We start from the raw sequence: 18,585 nt of genomic DNA, 5'->3' as shown, positions 1-18,585 counted from the left end.
CAGTCCTAAGGAAAAGGCACAACGCCAGCGGCAGTGAGCCACTCTATTCACCGTCTTTCACTGAGGTATAGTTGTTCGGCAGACCCCTTGCATCTGATTATACATACCTTGCCGCATCAGATATCCTAGTGCCGGGTAAAGACCTGTCGTCTGTTGATCTTAAACAGCCAAATAAAAAGAAGCCTTCTGCGATGTGAAAGACATCATCAGAGGCTTCTTATTTTATCCCGGCAAAACTACCAGAACAAAAATGCAAAGAATGCATCCAAATCCCCTCCCCATCTCTCGCAGGTCAACGGTGATTGTTGTACAGGCAGTTCTCCTGGCTTTAGGATCATTGCGCCTCCAAACCTTCCCAAGACGGTTGTCTCAGTGGCATACCATGGATTTGCTCCCCATTACAGTGGCGGGACCGCGCCGGCCTTTAACCGGCTTTTCTATTATGTCCTTGTGGACACCTGTACCGAAAATATTTATTTTTTATTTGTTTTATCCATTTTCTAAAGTTTATCATAATTGGTTAATTTTGTCGAAGTCTTTTATCCTACTAATTTCGACATATTCCCCCATCGTTCAATCCCAACTGCTGCTTTAGTTATTTACAAATCAAATTGACCGCCATAGGGTTCTGCGTTGCCCCCAAAAGAAGATTTACACAGAATTTGTGGACGGTTCTTGACTGAATGCGTTAAAGCAGCCACGAGCTTTTGCTCATGGCTGCTTTTCTAGTCAAGGGTTGATTTATTCTGTTATCTGAAAAATTTTCCGTGACGATTCAGCAAGATTAGAAGCCAATTCTGCCAGCGACTGGCTGGATTTAGCCATTTCATGCACAGCCTCGGTTTGCCCGCTTACATGCTGATCAATATTGTCAATCTTCCGAGTCAGTTCAGTAATAGCCTGTTGAATTGCAGCGAGGGACGAGGATATTTGGGTAACAGATTCAGCGCTGGACACGGCCAGTTTACGAACCTCAGCTGCAACCACCGCAAACCCCCGGCCCATTTCGCCTACCCGGGCGGCCTCGATGGCAGCGTTCAGACCCAGCAGGTTGGTCTGACTGGCCACATTCTTGATAAAGGTTACAATCTCATTGGTCTGATTGGCAGTAGCCAGCAGTGTTTTCCCTAATTGCTCAAGCTCATTGCTGGTATTTGCTAACCCGGAGGAGCGGCTGGCCAGTTCCTGTAAGCCTGCTGTCAGTTCCTGCGAAGCAGCAGCCAGTTCACTGGTGGCGCTATTAATGCTTTCAATAATGGTAATACTCTGGGTCGTCGTGACACAGCCGACAACCTGATCGCCTTCCTTGAACGGCAGCGCGCAGGCTATGTAGGCAATCCCATAGGGTGATTTATCCTTGGGAACGACCCTGACAACCTGTTTTCCTGTTTCAAGGGCCTGTTTACTGGCACCTGAACGTACAGGGTCGCCAATTTGGGTTTTGAGGTCCAAATCGTCTGCAGGTAGATACAGGACGTATTTGCCGTCACGGATGACAGTAAAGCCGACGTCAGCCGCAACGATATCGTTAATGTATGGAGCTAAATCACAAAACATATCTAAAATCTGGTACCCGGTAAGCTGCCTCATACTTAACATCTCCCCCAGACCAGCGCAATGCCAGTCTATTATCTATTTTATACGGATGTTAGATATTCGCTTTTCTGCTAAAAAACCCTCTTTTTCGACAAAATAAAACCCGGATATTTTATAGGTCGTGGCTATCGACAATAACCGGATCAGACTGTAACTTACTCACATCAAAACTGGCGATTAGCTCGGCTGCCTTAACAGGCTGGCGAGCGTCGATCAGGTTGGCTTTATAGGCCAGATAGCCAATAATGGCTTCAGCCTTAACCCCCTGCGCCCGTAAACAGGCAATCGACAAATCCTGCTGCCGTTTAGATAACCGGTGCCCGTCAGGGGCAATCAGGAGCGGCACATGGGTAAATACCGGAGCGGGCTGCCCCAGCAGCCGGTATAACAGCAGTTGGCGCGGTGTTGAGCTTAACAGGTCATACCCGCGTAAGACATGGGTAATTTCCATGGCAGCATCGTCTACGACAACAGCCAGCTGATAGGCATGGACACCATCAGAACGCCGGACAACAAAATCACCAACCTCCTGGCTGATGTCCTGGCTGACATCACCTGCCTGCAGGTCAGTAAAAGAGGTTATCCCGGGCGGCACAACCAGGCGCAGGGACGGCTGCCGGGCTCCCTTGCAGGCTTCAGCCACCTCGCGCCGCCTGCAGGTACCGGAATAAATGCGTTCGGTATCACCGGAGTGGGGTGCGGAGGCAGCCAGCTCAGCCCGGGTGCAGTAGCAAGGGTACACGATGCCGTCTGCTGCCAGCTGTTCCAGGGCAGCCTGATATAAATCACGGCGTTCGTGCTGGCTGTAGGGAGCATACGGTCCGCCGACATCCGGTCCTTCATCCCAGTCCAGCCCCAGCCACTTCATATCGGCCATCAGCCTGTCGGCATATAGTGGTCGCGACCGTCCGGGATCAAGGTCTTCCATTCTGAGCACCATGACGCCCCCGGCTGACCGGACCTGCAGCCAAGCCAGCAGTGCTGTCCAGATGTTGCCTAAATGAATGTCACCGGTGGGACTGGGGGCAAACCGCCCCCGCATTATTCGCATAACTCCAGTGGGTCCTCCTTTGTCTTGCCGGCAGCGCTGGCAGTGGGTGCGAGCGTAGTTAAACACACACCTGTCACCACCAGCACCATACCTGCCAGATGCATGAGTGTAATCGTTTCTCCGTAGATTGCCCAGGCAATAAGCATAGCATTGACCGGCATCAGATTGATGTAGGCGCTGGCCTTGCTGGCACCGATGCGCTTGATACCAATATTAAACATAATAAAGGCTACTACGGTGGCAAAGACCGCCAGATACACTAACTCCACCATAACCTGGCCTGACAGGCGGGGCAGTGTGTGCCACGCTCCTTCACTAAGTGAAATCAGTACCAGCAACACCGCACCAATCAGCGTTGATACAGTAGTTGCCAAAGCAGGGTTAACACTTTTCATAACAACCTTACCCAGTGAGGTATATGTGGTCCAACTGGCAACAGCGCCAAACAGCAGCATCTCACCATAGTTTAACGACATTCCGGCCAGTGAGGCAAAGTTTCCCTGCGTGATTACCGTCAGTACACCGGCCAGTGAGGCAACAATGCCAAGCCCCAGGCGCAGACTCCACCTTTCACCAAGAAATACAACAGCTACAATCGCTGTTGTTACCGGATTGATCACAATAACCAGCGCCCCGGTAATCGCCGAGGTATACTGCAGCCCAACTGCAAAGAAATAGTTATAGGCCAGTACACCGCTCAAGCCCAATCCGGTCAAACCCAGCCAATTTTCTTTGATAACCTTAAAGTCCCACTCCCGGCGGATGGCCAGCCACCCACCCAGGAGCAGCCCGGCCAAAAGAAACCGGACAGCCGAGGTCGTAAGCGGCGGCAATTCTGATAATACATGCTTGGTGCTGCCGAATGCGCCGCCCCAAAACAACGGCACTAGCAGCATAATAAAATAGATAGCTGAGTCTTTAGTTAGTTTCATTAGCCGAGATAGTCCTCTCTGATAGGCACAAATACCTCAATTGCTTCTATAGGCTGCAGCACCCTGACACTATGCGCCACCCCACCGGGAATGGCCCAGCTGTCACCAGCCACCAACGGGTAATCCTGATCATCAATGGTCATGATCATCTCACCTGTTATCAGATACCCCACCTGCTCGTGGGGATGGTTATGACGAGGCAATTCAGCGCCAGCCACCAGAACAAATTTTACCACCATTGACTTATCGCCTACTGCCAGCGTTTTTCGTTGCACCCCAGGCATCGCGCTGACAAATTGTTTATCTGTATCCCGTATTACCATCTGCAAACTCCCCTTTGCCATCTGTCATTATTTTTATACCATTCGCTACTGACAAGTATATTCCTGTCTATGAGAAAAGTCTCCCGCCGCCAGGCAGGAGACTAAAAGATGGCTTATTGTCAATACCCCTACTGCTGATCAGACTCGCCTGCCAGGATATCATTGGTAAGACCCAGTTTATCCAATATGGTAAAGGTCAGGCTGATGACAATTGCTACAATTGTGGCAAGGGCCATGCCTTTGAGGGTAACAGAGCCGAAGGTTAGCTGGGCACCGCTGATGCCGATAATGAGAACAATGGCGGTTAACAGGAGGTTGCGTGACCGGTTATAATCCACTTTGGCGTCAATCAATATACGGATGCCTGATGCGGCAATAACCCCGAACAATAGGAGTGATACACCGCCCATAACAGGGGCCGGGATACTCTGAATGGCGGCTGCCAGCTTACCGACAAAAGACAGGATAATGGCAATCACTGCCGCACAGCCGATGACCCAGACACTATAGACTTTGGAGATCGCCATAACCCCGATATTCTCCCCATAGGTAGTATTGGGGGTTGAGCCAAAGCAGCCTGACAGAATGGTGGATAGACCGTTACCAAGCAGGGAGCGGTACAGCCCGGGCGAGGCCGCTAAATCACGCCCGACAATATTGCTGGTAACTACCAGGTGACCAATGTGTTCGGCAATAACAACAAGCGATGCCGGCACAATGATGGCAATGGCCTGAAGGTTAAACTCAGGGGCGTAATATGTCGGCAAGGCAAACCAGGGTGTGGCGCTGATAGCAGCAACATTAACCATCCCCAGCAGCAAAGCCAGGACATACCCGGAAAGAATACCAATCAGAATCGGAATAACGGCCAGAAAGCCGCGGAATAGAATTGACCCAAGCACAGTAACTGCCAGGGTAAATAGTGAGACAGTGATGGTTTTCATATCCGGTGCTGCAGCCGTAAGTCCTGCCATCCCGGCAGCGACCGGGGCCAGTTCCAGGCCGATGATGGCGACAATGGCCCCCATCGCAGCCGGCGGAAAAATAATATCAATCCATTTGGTACCAATAACCCGGATACTGAGCGCCACCAGCGTGAACACAATACCGGCGGCAATAAATCCCCCCAGGGCCGCGCCATAACCATACTGAGGCAATACCAGAAATACCGGCGACAAAAACGCGAAGCTTGAGCCAAGATAGGCCGGTATTTTCCCCTTAGTAAGAAAGATATACAGCAACGTCCCGATCCCATTCCATAAGAGCACGGTTGCCGGATTCACTTTAAACAGGATCGGGACAAGTACGGTGGCGCCAAACATGGCAAACAAATGCTGCAGGCTTAGTGGCAGCGTTTCAATGAGCGGCAGCTTTTCTTCTACCTGAATTGTGCGTCTCACTAAAATTCCTCCTTAAATTGCTGGCTATCTACACGCGCTAAAGTATTTTGCAGTCAGGGTCACACACTACCCTACTGAGCCATAAACGCCTTTGTTGCAAATAGCTGCTTACTCAAAGGTCCCTTTGACACTGGCCTGTCCCCGGTGAACAAGCAGCTTGCCTTTGGCAAAAACATGTTCAATGTTGAGATTCTCATCAAGCACGACAATATCGGCATGACTACCAGGCTGCAGCACCCCTTTTTCCGGGTATAGCTTGAGAATTTTGGCCGGGTTAATCGTGACTGGCCGCAGGGCCTGATTAAGCGGGAGCCCGCTGGCTGTCAGGTTTTTGATCTCCGCGTGCAGGCCGGTCATTTTAGCAACTTTCAGCCCGCTTATGCCCCCCTTGCCGTCAAATACCGGCAGACTGCCATGGCCGTCTGAGCTTATTGTCATACAGTCAATGGATACCCCCTGCTCCAGACAATGCTCAATTGCCTGCGCTGCGGTGAGGAAAGCATCCTGACCGGACTCATCGGACGCGGCAGCAGTAAAGTCAATAACCCCGCCGATTTGAGTCAGCCTGATGCCGGCGTTAACCAGATCCCAGCTGCGGTTGATATGGGTAGGCACAAACTGAGCCACCGGGATTTCGGTTTCAGTTATGATGTCAAAAATCAGACTAAGCTGGCGCACCCCGGCCCCAATATGCAGGTGCAGCACACCTGCTTTGCCGCTTAATAAGCCACCCACCCGGACTTCAGCAACCAGCCTGGCAAGCTCTGCTGGGGTTGGCTGAGAGGAGCGATGGTCGCTAATCGCAATCTCACCGCAACCAATTACTTTATCAATAAGCACCAAGTCGGAGCGTACACTGCCGGTAATTGTCGGCGGTGGCACCTCATACGCCCCTGTATAGATATAAGCAGAGATTCCCTCTAGTTCGAGGCTCCTGGCTTTCGCCAATAACCCGGCCATACTGCGGGTAATGCCATCAGTACCCAGACAGCCTACTACGGTCGTTATGCCCGCCATAGTAATGTCGCTTAACACGACCTCCGGCGTGCGAGTGGCATACCCCCCCTCGCCGCCGCCGCCCAGTAAATGAACATGCTGATCAATAAAGCCTGGCACAATACGCCTGCCGGTCACGTCAATCACCTGCGTTTGGCCATACTCAGGAGCTGGTTTGATACCAGGAGCGATATGGGCAATTACCGCTCCGGCGATCAGAAGGTCCTGCACCCCCAGGTCTTCAGGGGCAAAGATAGTGCCACCTTTTAAGATTGTAAACATTTACACCTCTAACCAAATTCATCTCCTGTTATTATGCGGTATTTAGGTTAAATCCACACCTTCAGTATTTTGTTGTTCCTGAGACAAGCTTGTTACCGGTATAAAAAAAGCCAACAGCCTGTTACCGGTGCTGACTTGTGCATTAATACTACTGTGATACAGGATATGTTATTGGGATGCCAATGCCTCCAAGGATACTTTTCCCAGCAACACCATAGTGCCCGCAATATTCCATTTACTGAAATAATTAGCGCTGACTGCAGCAATAACAACAGTGCTGGGTCCGGCCGATTTATTGATATCAATCCCGATATGATCATATACCGTGAGGTGCAGCCGGTTATTACGCGCTAATTCCTGCATTTCATATAGTATCCCTTTGGAGCCAACAGGAATTATTTCATATACTTTCTCATCCTGCAGCAACTGCTTAATCGTGCCATAACCCACATGCTCCTCTTGCCTGGTGTTCAATACCTCCTGGCCAACCTTAGGCTGTCCAAGGGCAACCAGCAACGCCTCGCCCTTGATATTATTGACCTTCAGTTTTTTAGTCTCAACAAGACCAACTGCCGTTATCCCCAAGCCGGTCATCACTGTTGAAAAGTTCTCTTCTGTACTGCCGGTCAGGACAATCTCGCTAATGCCGGCCTCCTTTAGTTCCTCCTCAATGCCCTGGATAATAGCCTTGCCGGTAGGGTCCATTTCATTACAGATGGTATTTGTCAAACAAATGACCTCAGCCCCGGCGCACACAACCTCCAGAATAGCCACCCTGGCCGCATATTTGCCGGTGATAAAGGGGGAAACCTTCAGCACGTCGCCGTCTTTCAGGCCAATACTGCCACAACTGTCACAGGCTATTACCATGGTTTTATCCTGGTCCAGATCCACTAAGGTCAAGTCTCTTACTTTTTTTATTTTCATATTTATTTATCCTTTGCCTCTCTTGCCTTAGCATTGCCCAACATCCGGTATATAACAACTGCTAAGAGCACATTAAGCGCAGCTACACCGGAAACAATCGGCATCAAGGCTATTATTCCGGCCTGACCTATCATGGGCGCCAATAATGGCGATAAAACAAATAAGCCTACCGGCCCATTAATTAAGACAGCAACAATCCCTGCTACCAATACCCCTTGTACTGAAAATCGGTTGTCAGCTGCAAAACGCCGGTAGATTATGCCAAAAGCGGCCATAGTAACCGCCATAATACCCATTGTGATAATATGAACAAGCAGTGTCAAAGGGAATCCTGACAATAACGCTGTCAGGAAATGCCCGGCAGCACCAATAACAGCACCATAAGACGCCCCAAGCAGCAGTGTTCCCAAAAATGCCGGCATCGAGTCAAAGGCAATGCTCCCCAACACCTTTACATTAGCCCCGATAAAACTTAATGCAATAAATAATGCCGTTAAAATACCTGATTTTAAATGCAAGATGGTTCCCCCCGTGATCTTAGCCGGCTGAATCTATAAGTATCAATACAATGCCGAGCATTTCTAGTATGCTCAATAGCATGCGATTATTTGTCAATATACTACTTTACCAACTTATCCTAAAATTCCTGCAAAGCTCATCAAACAGCAATAGATTCCATGGAGACGAGGGGACGGTGGTTCTGTCTTGCTAATTTTTTTCAACAATTGCTTTACTTATCCCAGTCAGCCTGGAGATTTGCCTGATCGATAAGCCTCTTTTTCGCAACTCCTTAATAAATCTATTTCGATCTATAATACTTAAGCCGGAAAAAGCAGTGGTACTTTCTGCTCCGCTAACCTCATGGAGGATTACTTTTGCCTCGGCATCGGTCATTCTAAAGCTATCTTCTCTAATATCTAAAAAGCTATTATTATCGCGCTGTTGATGAAAATGTACAAACTGATCTCTACTCATCGCTCCCAAAATGAAATCGACATCTACCAGGCTATGCGACTTCAGGTATTCATTATAACTACTCCCCCGGTATTGGTCCGGTGCTGTGGTTAGTCCGGCATCAACGGGGTTATTATGTATATACCTTAATACAGTGAATAAATAGCTATCATTATCTATCGGCTCACTTTTAAACCGGTCCTGAAACAAATGCCCGTTTCTTTTATATTTCCAATTATAATAATACGCATATCTGGCACCTATTCTTTTAAAGATTTGCTCTAAACCCTCTTTTTCAACCTTCAATAATAAATGGATATGGTTACCCATAAAACAATAGGCATATAGCTTATATTCACTGATCGCTTTACATTCTTTTAATACTGCTAAGAATTTTTGATTATCCTCATCATCTTCTAATATTAGCTGCTTATTTATACCCCTTAGCATGATATGGTATATACCGCTATTGCTTTTGACCCTAGCCACTCTTGCCAATATTCTCACCTCTTGAAAATTATACCATCTCAGGTTACCTTTATCAAGACAGAACCACCGTCCCCTCGTCTTTACAAAAATAACAGGAGCCAGCATTCCGGTCGTCCGGTGCTGGCTCCTCAAAACTAACCTGCCTTGTTTTCGTGTAAAACATTGATCTCCCGCTCTTTCAACAGAGCCTGAACTTTCGCCATATCCTGCGGCGTCGCATCCGGGACACCCTCTAACAGATAGGTTCTGTCAAGCTGAGCCCATTTTTTCCGGCCAAATGTATGATAGGGCAGCAGCTCTACAGCAACCTGGCCTGGTAAAGACTTGATCAGTTCGGCCAACGCGTCAATATCCTCCCTGGTATTCGTAATACCGGGAATAACTACATAGCGCAGGGCAACAGGCAATACTGCGGATACCTTTTTAAGGTTAGCAAGTATCCGGGTATTGTCGGCGCCAGTCAGCCAGCGGTGTTTGTCGGGATCAACCGCTTTTATGCTAAATAATACAGCATCAGTATACGGCAGCACGTGCTCCAGGCTGTCTTCCGGGCAATTACCTGCCGTATCAAGGGTAGTATGAACATTTTGCTCACGGCACTGCTTAAAGACCCCGGCCACGAAATCAGGCTGCAGGAGCGGCTCACCACCAGACAGGGTGATGCCGCCGCCTGAAGCTTCGTAATACCGGCGATATTTTTTAATATCGGCCATTACCGCTTCGACACTAATCGTTTTTTCACCGCGTACCCAGGTGTCCGGATTATGACAGAATTTACAACCTAAAGAACATCCGGCCAGAAATAGTACATAACGAATGCCCCGGCCGTCAACGGTTCCGAATGTTTCTATAGAATGGTAGTATCCATATTGCTGCGACATATTCTTCCTCCCTTTCTGTCATCACACCATTGTTTACGCGGCGTTTTAGCGATCTGGCCGCAGTGGAAGCTATCGTGACTGCTTGTGACTTAAACGGCTTCGTAGAAGGTACGGCTGATCACTTCCCGCTGTTGGGCAGGGGTCAGTTTAATGAAGTTTACAGCATAACCTGAGACGCGGATCGTTAGCTGCGGATAATTCTCAGGGTTCTCCATGGCATCTTCGAGCACAGCACGATCAAGTACATTAACATTGATATGGTGACCGTTATTCTCTGAGTAACCGTCAAGTACCGCAGTCAGGTTATTAACCCGTGAATCGCAGCACTTGCCGAGAGCACCAGGCACGATTGAGAAGGTGTAGGAGATACCGTCGCGGCAGTCTTCATAGCTCAGCTTGGTTACTGAGTTCACAGCAGCCAGTGCACCACGCTGGTCACGGCCATGCATCGGATTAGCGCCTGGGGCAAAGGCTTCACCGGCTTTACGGCCATCAGGTGTTGAACCGGTTTTTTTGCCGTACATGACATTTGAGGTAATTGTCAGTACTGACAGGGTTTGTTCGGCATCACGGTAGGCCGGATGCTTTTTCAGGTTGGCGGAAAACTCGGCAGTAATTTCCTGGGCCAGGAGATCTACCCGCTCGTCATCATTGCCATAGCAAGGGGACTCGCCAATGATTTCAAAATCAGTGGCAATGCCGCGCTCATCGCGGATTGGTCTGACTTTGGCATATTTAATGGCACTCAGCGAGTCAGCAACAACTGACAAACCGGCAATACCGAAAGCCATCAGGCGGCCGACCTCGGTATTGTGCAGCGCCATTTGAGCCCTCTCATAGGCATATTTATCATGCATATAGTGGATTAGATTCATTGTGTTGACATAGAGGCCGGCAAGCCAGTCCATGACAATAGAGTAGTTTTGGCGGACTGTATCATAGTCCAGATACTCGCCCTCAAGCACAGGCAGTACAGGGGCTACCTGCTGACCGCTAACCTCATCCCGGCCGCCGTTGATGGACATCAGCAGCGCTTTGGCCAGATTGGCACGGGCGCCAAAAAACTGCATCTGCTCACCTACCCGCATTGCAGATACGCAGCAGGCAATCGCATAGTCATCACCGTAAGAGGGGCGCATGACATCATCATTTTCATATTGGATAGCGCTGGTATCAATGGACACCTGCGCGCTGAATTTTTTAAAGTTCTCAGGCAGCTCAGTTGACCAGAGTACTGTCAGGTTAGGCTCAGGTGCCGGGCCAAGGTTGTAGAGGGTATGCAGAATACGGAAAGAGGTTTTGGTCACAAGCGGACGACCGTCAATACCTACACCGCCGATGGCCTCAGTTACCCATAAGGGGTCGCCGGCAAACAGTTCGTTGTAATCCGGGGTCCTAAGCTGACGCGCCAGTCTAAGCTTGATAACAAGCTGGTCAATAAGTTCCTGGGCTTCTGCTTCGGTGATGCTGCCTTGCGCTAAATCCCGGTCAAGATAAATATCAAGGAAGGTTGAAACCCGGCCCAGCGACATAGCCGCACCATTTTGTTCCTTAATAGCAGCCAAATAACCGAAATACAGCCATTGCACAGCCTCAGCTGCGGTTTCGGCAGGACGGGACAGGTCAAAGCCATAGGCTTTCGTCATTGTGATCATATCTTTGAGGGCGCCAATTTGACGGGAAACCTCTTCTCTGAGACGGATAACATCCTCGGTCATTGGTTTCTTCGCCAGGTCCTGCAAGTCTTGTTTTTTGGCTTCAATCAAGCGGGTAATACCATAGAGCGCAATCCGGCGATAGTCACCAATAATCCGGCCACGGCCATACGCGTCAGGCAGTCCGGTAATAATAGCCGTCCCGCGGGCCAGTTTCATTTCTTCAGTATAGGCCATAAAAACACCGGTATTATGGGTTGTCGCATGATTATGATAGATATCGCTAATGCTCTCTTCCAGCTTATAGCCATACGCCTCGCACGCCTGCTCAGCCATACGAATACCGCCATTTACGATAACGCCCCGCTTAAGTGGGGCATCGGTTTGAAGGCCAACGACTGTTTCCAGATCTTTATCTATATAGCCGGCACCGTGAGAGGTAAGGGTTGATACTATAGTCGGGTCAACGGCAAGAACACCGTTATTCTTAATCTCCTGTTTTATCAGTTCACTGCACTGTTCCCATAGCTTGGCTGTCCTGACAGTCGGCCCTGCTAAAAATTGGCTGTCACCGGCGTACGGGTTATAGTTCAGCTGGATAAAATCACGAACATTGATACTCTCCTGCCAAACCTGTCCTTTAAATCCTGCCCATGCTTTCATGTCAAATCCCCCTCATTAAATATTCTAACAATTACAATATAAGACCGCCTGGCATGAATGCCCAGGCGGTCGGCCTTCACCTCATACAAAACCGTGTACTTTTGCTTCTCCGCCCGGTCTGCAATCGGTAACCATCAAATTTTTAAGACAAATTGCTACATTGTTCGAGTTCAATCGACAACTTTTTCGCCTGTGTATTCATTATGCAACACATTGGCAAAGTTTGTCCAGTGGTTGAGAAGAAGTAGTTATATTCTAAAATTTTGATATAATCATTAAATTTAAGGGGTAGTTCTTAGAACCACCCCTTAAATGCTAGTTATGCCACCTTTTTAGTTTTGGCAGATGCTCGCGCAGCAGTTTTCTGGCGGCAGCTTCAGTCATCCCATTTTCTTTCAGGTGTGGTACACAATGCTCAATCATATCTGCCAGAGTTAGATCAGGTTGTTTGAATTGACCGTCTTGATAACAATACATGCAGTATTTTTCTGTTTTAGTACCGTTTGCCTCCGACCCTAACAGGTCCTGACCATTGAGCGGCATTCCACAACTTTGACAAAACTTATCCACAATGCACCTCTCCTTTTTTTACACGTAGTGATAATTCCGGAAACCTTCACTAGGCTTTATATTAAGTCATAATTAAATTATCCTGGTCATCAAACTCAAAATAAGGATTCCAGGCCACTTCCCACAGATAGCCGTCCAGGTCGGAAAAATAGCCGCTGTATCCGCCCCAGAATACGGTTTGCGCCGGTTTTACTATTTTTGCCCCCAGGCCTTCAACCTGTTTGAGAACCGCGTCTACCTCTTCTTTGCTTTTGGCATTGTGAGCCAGCGTTATTCCTGAGAAGCCTTGTCCGGCAGGGGCAATGCCAACATCTTCGGCCAGCAGTTCTCTTGGATATAGAGCCAATACCACCCCGCCCAGGTCAAAGAATACAATACTCTCCTGACTCATGGCTGAAGGCTGCCACCCCAGCCCTTTTTGATAGAAATCAACCGCAGCAATAAAATTATTGACACCAAGGGTTACGATGTTTAATTTTTGTCGCATCAGAAGTTCTCCTCAATTATTTTTAACTTTAATCTAAATCAGAACGGTTGACTGCCTCAATACTCTCAGCCTATTATTCAACATTATTATACGGGTCCCACCCAGTCACGTTGGCCAACTGGCGCTGGGCTGCCCTAATATCTTCAAGCAGCCTGTCCTTATCTTTGGGCAAAGTGGCCGCCAGGGCAATATGATTAGAGCTATGGTTGCTTCTAAACAGGCAGTGGCTTGCCGGCGGTAATTCAATGGCACTTATCATTTGATATAGCTCACCCATAATCTCAGCCGGGGGCAGTGGCACAAACTCGCCACGTTCAAATTGATCCAGTAATTGGCTGCCACGGTACAGCATCAGCGTCAACGCGCTCAGCATAGCAGGGCGAATGGCATTTATCGCCTGGGCCGTGTTATAGGCATGCCTGCCGGAACCCTCTCTGCCGCCAAGACCGGCAATCACCATGACTGACAGCTTGATACCGGCCGCCACAATACGCTGCCCGGCCTCGATCGCCTCCGCCGCGGTAACCCCCTTATTGACATCTCTAAGAACAACATCATCCCCTGACTCCAGGCCATAGTAAACAAGCTTTAGCCCGGCCTCCCGCAGGGCAATCAGCTCTGCCGGCGTCTTATTCAGCATATCCTTAGGGCCCGCATAGCAGGAAACCCGCTGCAGCCGGGGAAAGGTCTCCCGTAAAACAGTCAATATCTGCAATAACTTATCAGTTGTCAGCACCAGCGCATTGCCGTCAGCCAAAAAGATGCGGCGGATGTTCTGGGCATATGGCTTGGCAGCGTTTATCTGCGCCATTATTTCATCCCGGGGGCGGGTACGAAACCTAACTGACCGGTACATATTGCAATAAGTGCAGGCATTGTGAGAACACCCAATCGTCACCCGCAAGATAAAGCTATAGGCTTCACTCGGCGGGCGAAACACATTGCCCTCAGCATGATCAAAATACAAAATACATCGCCTCTAATCTAAGATTATAGACTCAAGGGGACGGTTCTCTTGAGTCATTTCGGCAACGACGAAATGACTCAGAAGAACCGTCCCCTTGAGTCACCCGTGAGTCATTTGAAGTCAAATGGGAATATGAGACAACTTCAATGTATCAAAAACAGACGGTGTTGTCAAAAGGGAATAAAACCGCGCCCTGCACGAGCGCGGTTGCTAGCGTTCTGTATATTTTTTGGCACCTGCGGCGATGGCGCTGAGAAAGGCTGAGCGGATCGGCTTAACTGCCATAACTGCCTTGACAGGGGCTGATTTTTCGATGACTGATGCAATGCGTCCCAGCGCCCGGTGGCTGAGACGGGAGGGATCGTCAAAGAGAAAGTTGCTTAGCTTCCCCCGTTCAATAGCCATTGCCACCATCCGGTCAAAGGTTGTCTCCGGCACTACAACCTGCTGCTCACGTCCCTTCATGCTGATACAACCCCGCTTGCAGGCAAAGTGGCAGACCCCGCAGCCCAGACACAGACTGGCCTCGCATACAGCATGGGGACGACCACCCTTGCCTGCTTCAAGCCCGATTGCAGTTACAGGGCAGGCTTTGACACACAGGCCGCAGCCGGTACAGGTATCTGCTGCAATGTCCGCTATCCAGTTGGAGGTAACCACAGCCCCCCGTAAATCAAAGGTTTTTATTGCCTGAATCATGCCACAGCAGCAACCACAGCAATTACACATAAATCCTGCTGAGTGCTGAACATTATCGGCAATCTGCGCCAAGCCGGCCTCTTTGCACTGTTCCAGCACAGCCATGGCTTCACTGACGCCGGACTGCTCAGCCATGCCTTTTTTAATCAGCATTTCTGCTCCCTGATTAAAGGTGAGGCAGGTCTTAAGCGGTGCCGCACAAACCTTATTCAGATGGCTGGCTTTGTGGCGGCAGGCGCAGAGCGATAACCCGACTGTCCTGGCCGACTGAATAATATAGCTGGCTTTTTCCCAGTCAAGTACCTCCGAGTAGTCACCTGCCGGCAACGCCGCTTCCCGGACCAGCGCGCGCCCCAGCTGGGTATCTGCCTGGAATACATCACGGGCAAAGCGGTCATCGCGATACATATACACTTCAAACAACTGAGCCAGCTCGCCCATCGGTAAATCATCGCGGGTACGCATATAGACAAATTCGAAGAACCCAATAACAACAGGCGCTAATACAACATGGCTCTGTCCCTGGTATTCAAAGTCAAAAACCAGCCCTTTTTCCGCCATAGTCAGGATCTTTTGCTGCAGTTCTTCCTGGTGCAGTCCGATTTTGCGGGCCAAAGCCGCTACTGAGGTGGGCCGCAGCGGAATCTGCCTGGCAATGGTGGCTTCGGCGGGGGAAAACAGCAGCTTCAGTATTTGGATAAATACCGGCGAATACGGCGCACCGGTTATGTTTTGATCAAGACGCTGCTGCAGCAGCCGGTATTCACGCTCACCATTCACAATGTGTCCCAAGGGTCAAACCTCCCGCAACTTAAACAAAGCTATTATAATGCCAGTATGCACAACAAATGCGGCATATTGCTTTATTATACCAGAAAAGACGGATAATGGCACGTAACGGGGGGGGCTGCTGATTACCAGTTGATGTGTTCGGCCACCTGGGCTTCAGGGTTCAGTGCAACCTCCCGCAAAACCCATTCTCTGAATACCGGATAACCGGTCCTGTCAACGATGTAGCCGACATGCTCTTTACCGCCAGGGGCTTCTTTATCAATAAATTGGTCAATATAGGCGTAGGTATTCCTGATTATCCCAAGAATACTGGCTTCGTCAACCCACCGGATGAACGGCTGGGCAATACGGGGATCCCGCTTGCCGGTACGCCCCATAATGACTAGCTGGTACAGCTTAGTACTGCTTCTTGTCCAGGCCCCGGTAGGACATTTAATTACACATTCACCACAACCAATGCACTTGTCGGCATCGCGGGTAACCTTGAAGTTCTCGAACCGGAGAGCCCCAAAAGCCTTCTTCTTACAGTTAGTGACACACGCCTGGCAGCCGACACAGCGGTAAGCATCATACTGCGGCTCATTCATGCCGATAATACCGTAGTCATGCATCCGGGACTTAATACAGTCATTGGGACAGCCGGTAAGGGCAATTTTAACATGATGATCATTCGGAAAGATAACCTGCTCAATACGCTGGGCAAAGGCACTGGTATCATAGTTGCCAAAGGGACAGACCTTACTGCCGATACAGGCAGACACGTTGCGGGTTCCGGCTGCCGGATAACCGCTGCCCGGGCTAATCTGGCTGATGTTCAGGCCTTCAATGACCGGCTGCAGCATTGCATTTACTTCCGGAATTTTATCCATCGGGATACCGGGGATCTCAAACCCCTGTCTGGTAGTCAGGTGTACGGTGCCATTGCCGTAAAGCTCGGCGGTTTGCCTGATCACCTCTAAATATTTAGCATCAAGATGCCCGCCTGGCACCCGGATTCTGGCTGCGGTCTGATAGCGTTCTTTCGTAACCCGAAACGCATTCTTTTTTAAGCGTTTGGTGTTGATATCCATGCTCATATTGTCACCCTCCCTTAATCCAGCAGCGTTTTGGCCTTGACATAATTAAATACCGGGCCTTCCAGGCAGATATAGGTATCATCCATTTTGCAGTGGCCGCATTTGCCTACACCACAACACATTTTTCGTTCATAAGAAACCCAGATATTCTCCTCAGCAGCCCCGTTTTTCAGGAATTCCGCTACCGTAAACTTCATCATCAGCGGTGGGCCGACTACAATGATTTGGGCCTGGCTGATATCAGTCACTGAAAGATCTTTGATATATGTGGTAATTAGCCCGGTATTACCCAGGTACGAACTGTCATTGCTTTTATCAACAGTCAAAACAATATTTATCGTCTGCCGCCATTTCTCCAGGTCAGCTTTAAAAAGAATATCCTGAGGTGACTTAAACCCGGCCAGCAGTGTGAACGATCTAGCCTCGCCGGGATTGGCGGCGAAATAGTCAACAATACCTTTAACCGGTGCCAGGCCGGTGCCGCCGGCAGCAACGATAACCTCCTTGCCGCGATACAGGCCGGCATCAAATCCATTGCCGTACGGCCCGCGCAGAAAGAGCGCATCGCCTTCCTGCAATTCATGAATCGTATTTGTTACAACCCCAACCCGCCGGATTGTCAGACCGATAGAGTTATCACCAATGTCGCTCACCGAAATTGGGGCCTCACCGTATTTAGGGATCGAGACCTCAAAGAATTGGCCGGGTTTAACAGAGCCGCTATATTCCATAAAGAAGGTATAATCAGTGTCGGTATGTGGCACGATTTTCAAAATGCGCGATCTAAACGGCTTATAGATATTACTCATGCCTGCGCCCCCTCTGCAGCTGTTGCCAGCTTGTTAATACAGTTGGCAAACGAGATATATTCCGGACAGATATCGTCACAGCGGCCACAGCCAACACACATGTGATGGCCAAACCTTTTTTTATAATCGCCGACTTTGTGCATAACGCGAAAGCGCATTCGCTCGCCTTTATCCTTACGGAACCCATGCCCGCCCGCCATGTCGGTAAAGCCGTCAACCATGCAGGATGCCCATACCCGCCGGCGTTCACCGGTATTGGCATTGTCTTTATAAAAAATATCCTGCATTGAGAAACAACTGCAGGTCGGACAAACAAAGCTGCAGCGCCCACACCCCAGACAGCGGGCAGAATATTCCTGCCACGCAGGCGACCCGGCCACCCCGGTAAGGGCTATGTTCTCGGGAACCGTTACTGTAACAGGGTTTTCCCGGACAAACAGCGGCTCACTCTGAACCTGCGGCTCATCACAACAGTTGAACTCGCTGTTATTGACACCAATATAAACCGACTCCCCGGCTAACCTGACAAATAAGTCATATTCATCGGTAGAATTGGTCCCCATGCTAACACAAAAACAGTTAGCAAAACTATTCTGACATTCAATCAAAGCAAACCGCACCTTTTCGCGAAAAACCTTGTAATACGGATCTTCCAACCCGTTGCGAAGATAAATCTCATCCAGGCGTTTGATCGCATGGATATCGCAGCTTCGAGCAAATATCAGAATTTTTTTGTCGCTGATTTTTGGTTCTGTCCAATTATCTTCAGTAAAGTAAAATAAGGTCTGGGTAATTGGCAGCAGGATCTCCTTAGCGGAATAATCCGACTTTTTATCAAAGGCGATTTCCTCAATTCCGGTGATTTCCCGATACCTGACAGAATCCGTGTTGGTAAAGCTGCCTTTCCCGGGAAATACCACCGGCGCATACATCCTATAATCGTTCTGCCAACTCCGGAGGTATTGATTACAGTGTTCGATTGTCATTTTGTAGACCATTTCTTGCCGACGCCTCCTTTTAAACGTTTTATCTTGAT

Annotated in this window: 18 protein-coding genes and 1 riboswitch; all 18 genes read right to left on the bottom strand. The window is 49.3% G+C overall.

What is annotated here, in order from left to right; all coding sequences use genetic code 11:
* Nucleotides 1–295: 295 nt before the first annotated feature.
* A riboswitch (cobalamin riboswitch) is annotated at nucleotides 296–477 on the bottom strand.
* A gap of 264 nt (nucleotides 478–741) precedes the next feature.
* The 18 genes from VN379_RS10420 to asrA all read right to left on the bottom strand — a co-directional run bounded on the left by VN379_RS10420 (nucleotide 742) and on the right by asrA (nucleotide 18,547).
* Nucleotides 742–1,590 carry a methyl-accepting chemotaxis protein gene (locus tag VN379_RS10420; protein ID WP_325533508.1) on the bottom strand — a complete coding sequence of 283 codons (849 nt, stop codon included), beginning with the start codon at nucleotides 1,588–1,590 and terminating at the stop codon, nucleotides 742–744.
* Nucleotides 1,591–1,708: 118 nt separating this feature from the next.
* Complete coding sequence (gene gluQRS / locus VN379_RS10415) at nucleotides 1,709–2,647, bottom strand: tRNA glutamyl-Q(34) synthetase GluQRS (RefSeq protein WP_325533506.1); 939 nt, start codon at nucleotides 2,645–2,647, stop codon at nucleotides 1,709–1,711.
* Entirely contained in the window at nucleotides 2,638–3,579 is a 942-nt protein-coding gene (locus tag VN379_RS10410) for a DMT family transporter (RefSeq protein ID WP_325533504.1), read from the bottom strand. Before VN379_RS10410 ends, gluQRS begins: the two co-directional genes overlap by 10 nt.
* Nucleotides 3,579–3,902, bottom strand: coding sequence for a cupin domain-containing protein (locus tag VN379_RS10405; RefSeq protein WP_325533502.1), 324 nt, complete (start codon nucleotides 3,900–3,902; stop codon nucleotides 3,579–3,581). Before VN379_RS10405 ends, VN379_RS10410 begins: the two co-directional genes overlap by 1 nt.
* 128 nt (nucleotides 3,903–4,030) lie before the next feature.
* Nucleotides 4,031–5,302, bottom strand: coding sequence for a uracil permease (uraA, locus tag VN379_RS10400; protein WP_414714985.1), 1,272 nt, complete (start codon nucleotides 5,300–5,302; stop codon nucleotides 4,031–4,033).
* Nucleotides 5,303–5,410: 108 nt separating this feature from the next.
* Nucleotides 5,411–6,580, bottom strand: coding sequence for a beta-aspartyl-peptidase (gene iadA / locus VN379_RS10395; RefSeq protein WP_325533500.1), 1,170 nt, complete (start codon nucleotides 6,578–6,580; stop codon nucleotides 5,411–5,413).
* A gap of 168 nt (nucleotides 6,581–6,748) precedes the next feature.
* On the bottom strand, nucleotides 6,749–7,507 hold the full coding sequence (locus VN379_RS10390; RefSeq protein WP_325533498.1) for an AIR synthase related protein: 759 nt from the start codon (nucleotides 7,505–7,507) through the stop codon (nucleotides 6,749–6,751).
* Nucleotides 7,508–7,509: 2 nt separating this feature from the next.
* Nucleotides 7,510–8,025, bottom strand: coding sequence for an ECF transporter S component (locus VN379_RS10385; RefSeq protein WP_325533496.1), 516 nt, complete (start codon nucleotides 8,023–8,025; stop codon nucleotides 7,510–7,512).
* Between the two features lie 190 nt (nucleotides 8,026–8,215).
* Entirely contained in the window at nucleotides 8,216–9,055 is an 840-nt protein-coding gene (locus VN379_RS10380; protein WP_325533494.1) for a transposase, read from the bottom strand.
* Nucleotides 9,056–9,084: 29 nt separating this feature from the next.
* Nucleotides 9,085–9,831, bottom strand: coding sequence for a pyruvate formate-lyase-activating protein (gene pflA, locus VN379_RS10375; RefSeq protein ID WP_325533492.1), 747 nt, complete (start codon nucleotides 9,829–9,831; stop codon nucleotides 9,085–9,087).
* An 89-nt stretch (nucleotides 9,832–9,920) separates the two neighbouring features.
* The gene (gene pflB, locus VN379_RS10370) at nucleotides 9,921–12,149 is read right to left on the bottom strand and encodes a formate C-acetyltransferase (protein ID WP_325533490.1); all 2,229 of its coding nucleotides are present in this window, start codon (nucleotides 12,147–12,149) and stop codon (nucleotides 9,921–9,923) included.
* Nucleotides 12,150–12,464: 315 nt separating this feature from the next.
* Nucleotides 12,465–12,719 carry a zinc ribbon domain-containing protein gene (locus tag VN379_RS10365; RefSeq protein WP_325533488.1) on the bottom strand — a complete coding sequence of 85 codons (255 nt, stop codon included), beginning with the start codon at nucleotides 12,717–12,719 and terminating at the stop codon, nucleotides 12,465–12,467.
* A gap of 61 nt (nucleotides 12,720–12,780) precedes the next feature.
* Entirely contained in the window at nucleotides 12,781–13,206 is a 426-nt protein-coding gene (locus VN379_RS10360) for a VOC family protein (RefSeq protein WP_325533485.1), read from the bottom strand.
* Between the two features lie 73 nt (nucleotides 13,207–13,279).
* Entirely contained in the window at nucleotides 13,280–14,173 is an 894-nt protein-coding gene (locus tag VN379_RS10355) for a radical SAM protein (RefSeq protein WP_325533483.1), read from the bottom strand.
* Nucleotides 14,174–14,383: 210 nt separating this feature from the next.
* On the bottom strand, nucleotides 14,384–15,664 hold the full coding sequence (locus VN379_RS10350) for a 4Fe-4S dicluster domain-containing protein (protein ID WP_325533481.1): 1,281 nt from the start codon (nucleotides 15,662–15,664) through the stop codon (nucleotides 14,384–14,386).
* A 122-nt stretch (nucleotides 15,665–15,786) separates the two neighbouring features.
* Nucleotides 15,787–16,740: a sulfite reductase subunit C gene (gene asrC / locus VN379_RS10345; RefSeq protein ID WP_325533478.1), complete on the bottom strand. Its 954-nt coding sequence runs from the start codon at nucleotides 16,738–16,740 to the stop codon at nucleotides 15,787–15,789.
* Nucleotides 16,741–16,754: 14 nt separating this feature from the next.
* Complete coding sequence (asrB, locus tag VN379_RS10340; protein ID WP_325533476.1) at nucleotides 16,755–17,549, bottom strand: anaerobic sulfite reductase subunit AsrB; 795 nt, start codon at nucleotides 17,547–17,549, stop codon at nucleotides 16,755–16,757.
* Nucleotides 17,546–18,547 (bottom strand): anaerobic sulfite reductase subunit AsrA, encoded by a 1,002-nt coding sequence (gene asrA, locus VN379_RS10335; RefSeq protein ID WP_325533474.1) that lies wholly within the window; start codon nucleotides 18,545–18,547, stop codon nucleotides 17,546–17,548. Before asrA ends, asrB begins: the two co-directional genes overlap by 4 nt.
* Nucleotides 18,548–18,585: the final 38 nt, after the last annotated feature.

The organism is Sporomusa sp. (assembly GCF_035561255.1).
Taxonomy (GTDB): Bacteria; Bacillota; Negativicutes; order Sporomusales; family Sporomusaceae; genus Sporomusa.
Note: the sequence above shows the minus strand (reverse complement) of the source record. Positions and strands in the feature narration are given on the sequence as shown.

Excerpts from the sequence above, each read along its gene's own strand:
- VN379_RS10420 (WP_325533508.1), bottom strand. The coding sequence starts at position 1,590 with ATGAGGCAGCTTACCGGGTACCAGATTTTAGATATGTTTTGTGATTTA.
- gluQRS (WP_325533506.1), bottom strand. The coding sequence starts at position 2,647 with ATGCGAATAATGCGGGGGCGGTTTGCCCCCAGTCCCACCGGTGACATT.
- VN379_RS10410 (WP_325533504.1), bottom strand. The coding sequence starts at position 3,579 with ATGAAACTAACTAAAGACTCAGCTATCTATTTTATTATGCTGCTAGTG.
- VN379_RS10405 (WP_325533502.1), bottom strand. The coding sequence starts at position 3,902 with ATGGTAATACGGGATACAGATAAACAATTTGTCAGCGCGATGCCTGGG.
- iadA (WP_325533500.1), bottom strand. The coding sequence starts at position 6,580 with ATGTTTACAATCTTAAAAGGTGGCACTATCTTTGCCCCTGAAGACCTG.
- VN379_RS10390 (WP_325533498.1), bottom strand. The coding sequence starts at position 7,507 with ATGAAAATAAAAAAAGTAAGAGACTTGACCTTAGTGGATCTGGACCAG.
- VN379_RS10380 (WP_325533494.1), bottom strand. The coding sequence starts at position 9,055 with ATGCTGGCTCCTGTTATTTTTGTAAAGACGAGGGGACGGTGGTTCTGT.
- pflA (WP_325533492.1), bottom strand. The coding sequence starts at position 9,831 with ATGTCGCAGCAATATGGATACTACCATTCTATAGAAACATTCGGAACC.
- pflB (WP_325533490.1), bottom strand. The coding sequence starts at position 12,149 with ATGAAAGCATGGGCAGGATTTAAAGGACAGGTTTGGCAGGAGAGTATC.
- VN379_RS10360 (WP_325533485.1), bottom strand. The coding sequence starts at position 13,206 with ATGCGACAAAAATTAAACATCGTAACCCTTGGTGTCAATAATTTTATT.
- asrC (WP_325533478.1), bottom strand. The coding sequence starts at position 16,740 with ATGAGCATGGATATCAACACCAAACGCTTAAAAAAGAATGCGTTTCGG.
- asrB (WP_325533476.1), bottom strand. The coding sequence starts at position 17,549 with ATGAGTAATATCTATAAGCCGTTTAGATCGCGCATTTTGAAAATCGTG.
- asrA (WP_325533474.1), bottom strand. The coding sequence starts at position 18,547 with ATGGTCTACAAAATGACAATCGAACACTGTAATCAATACCTCCGGAGT.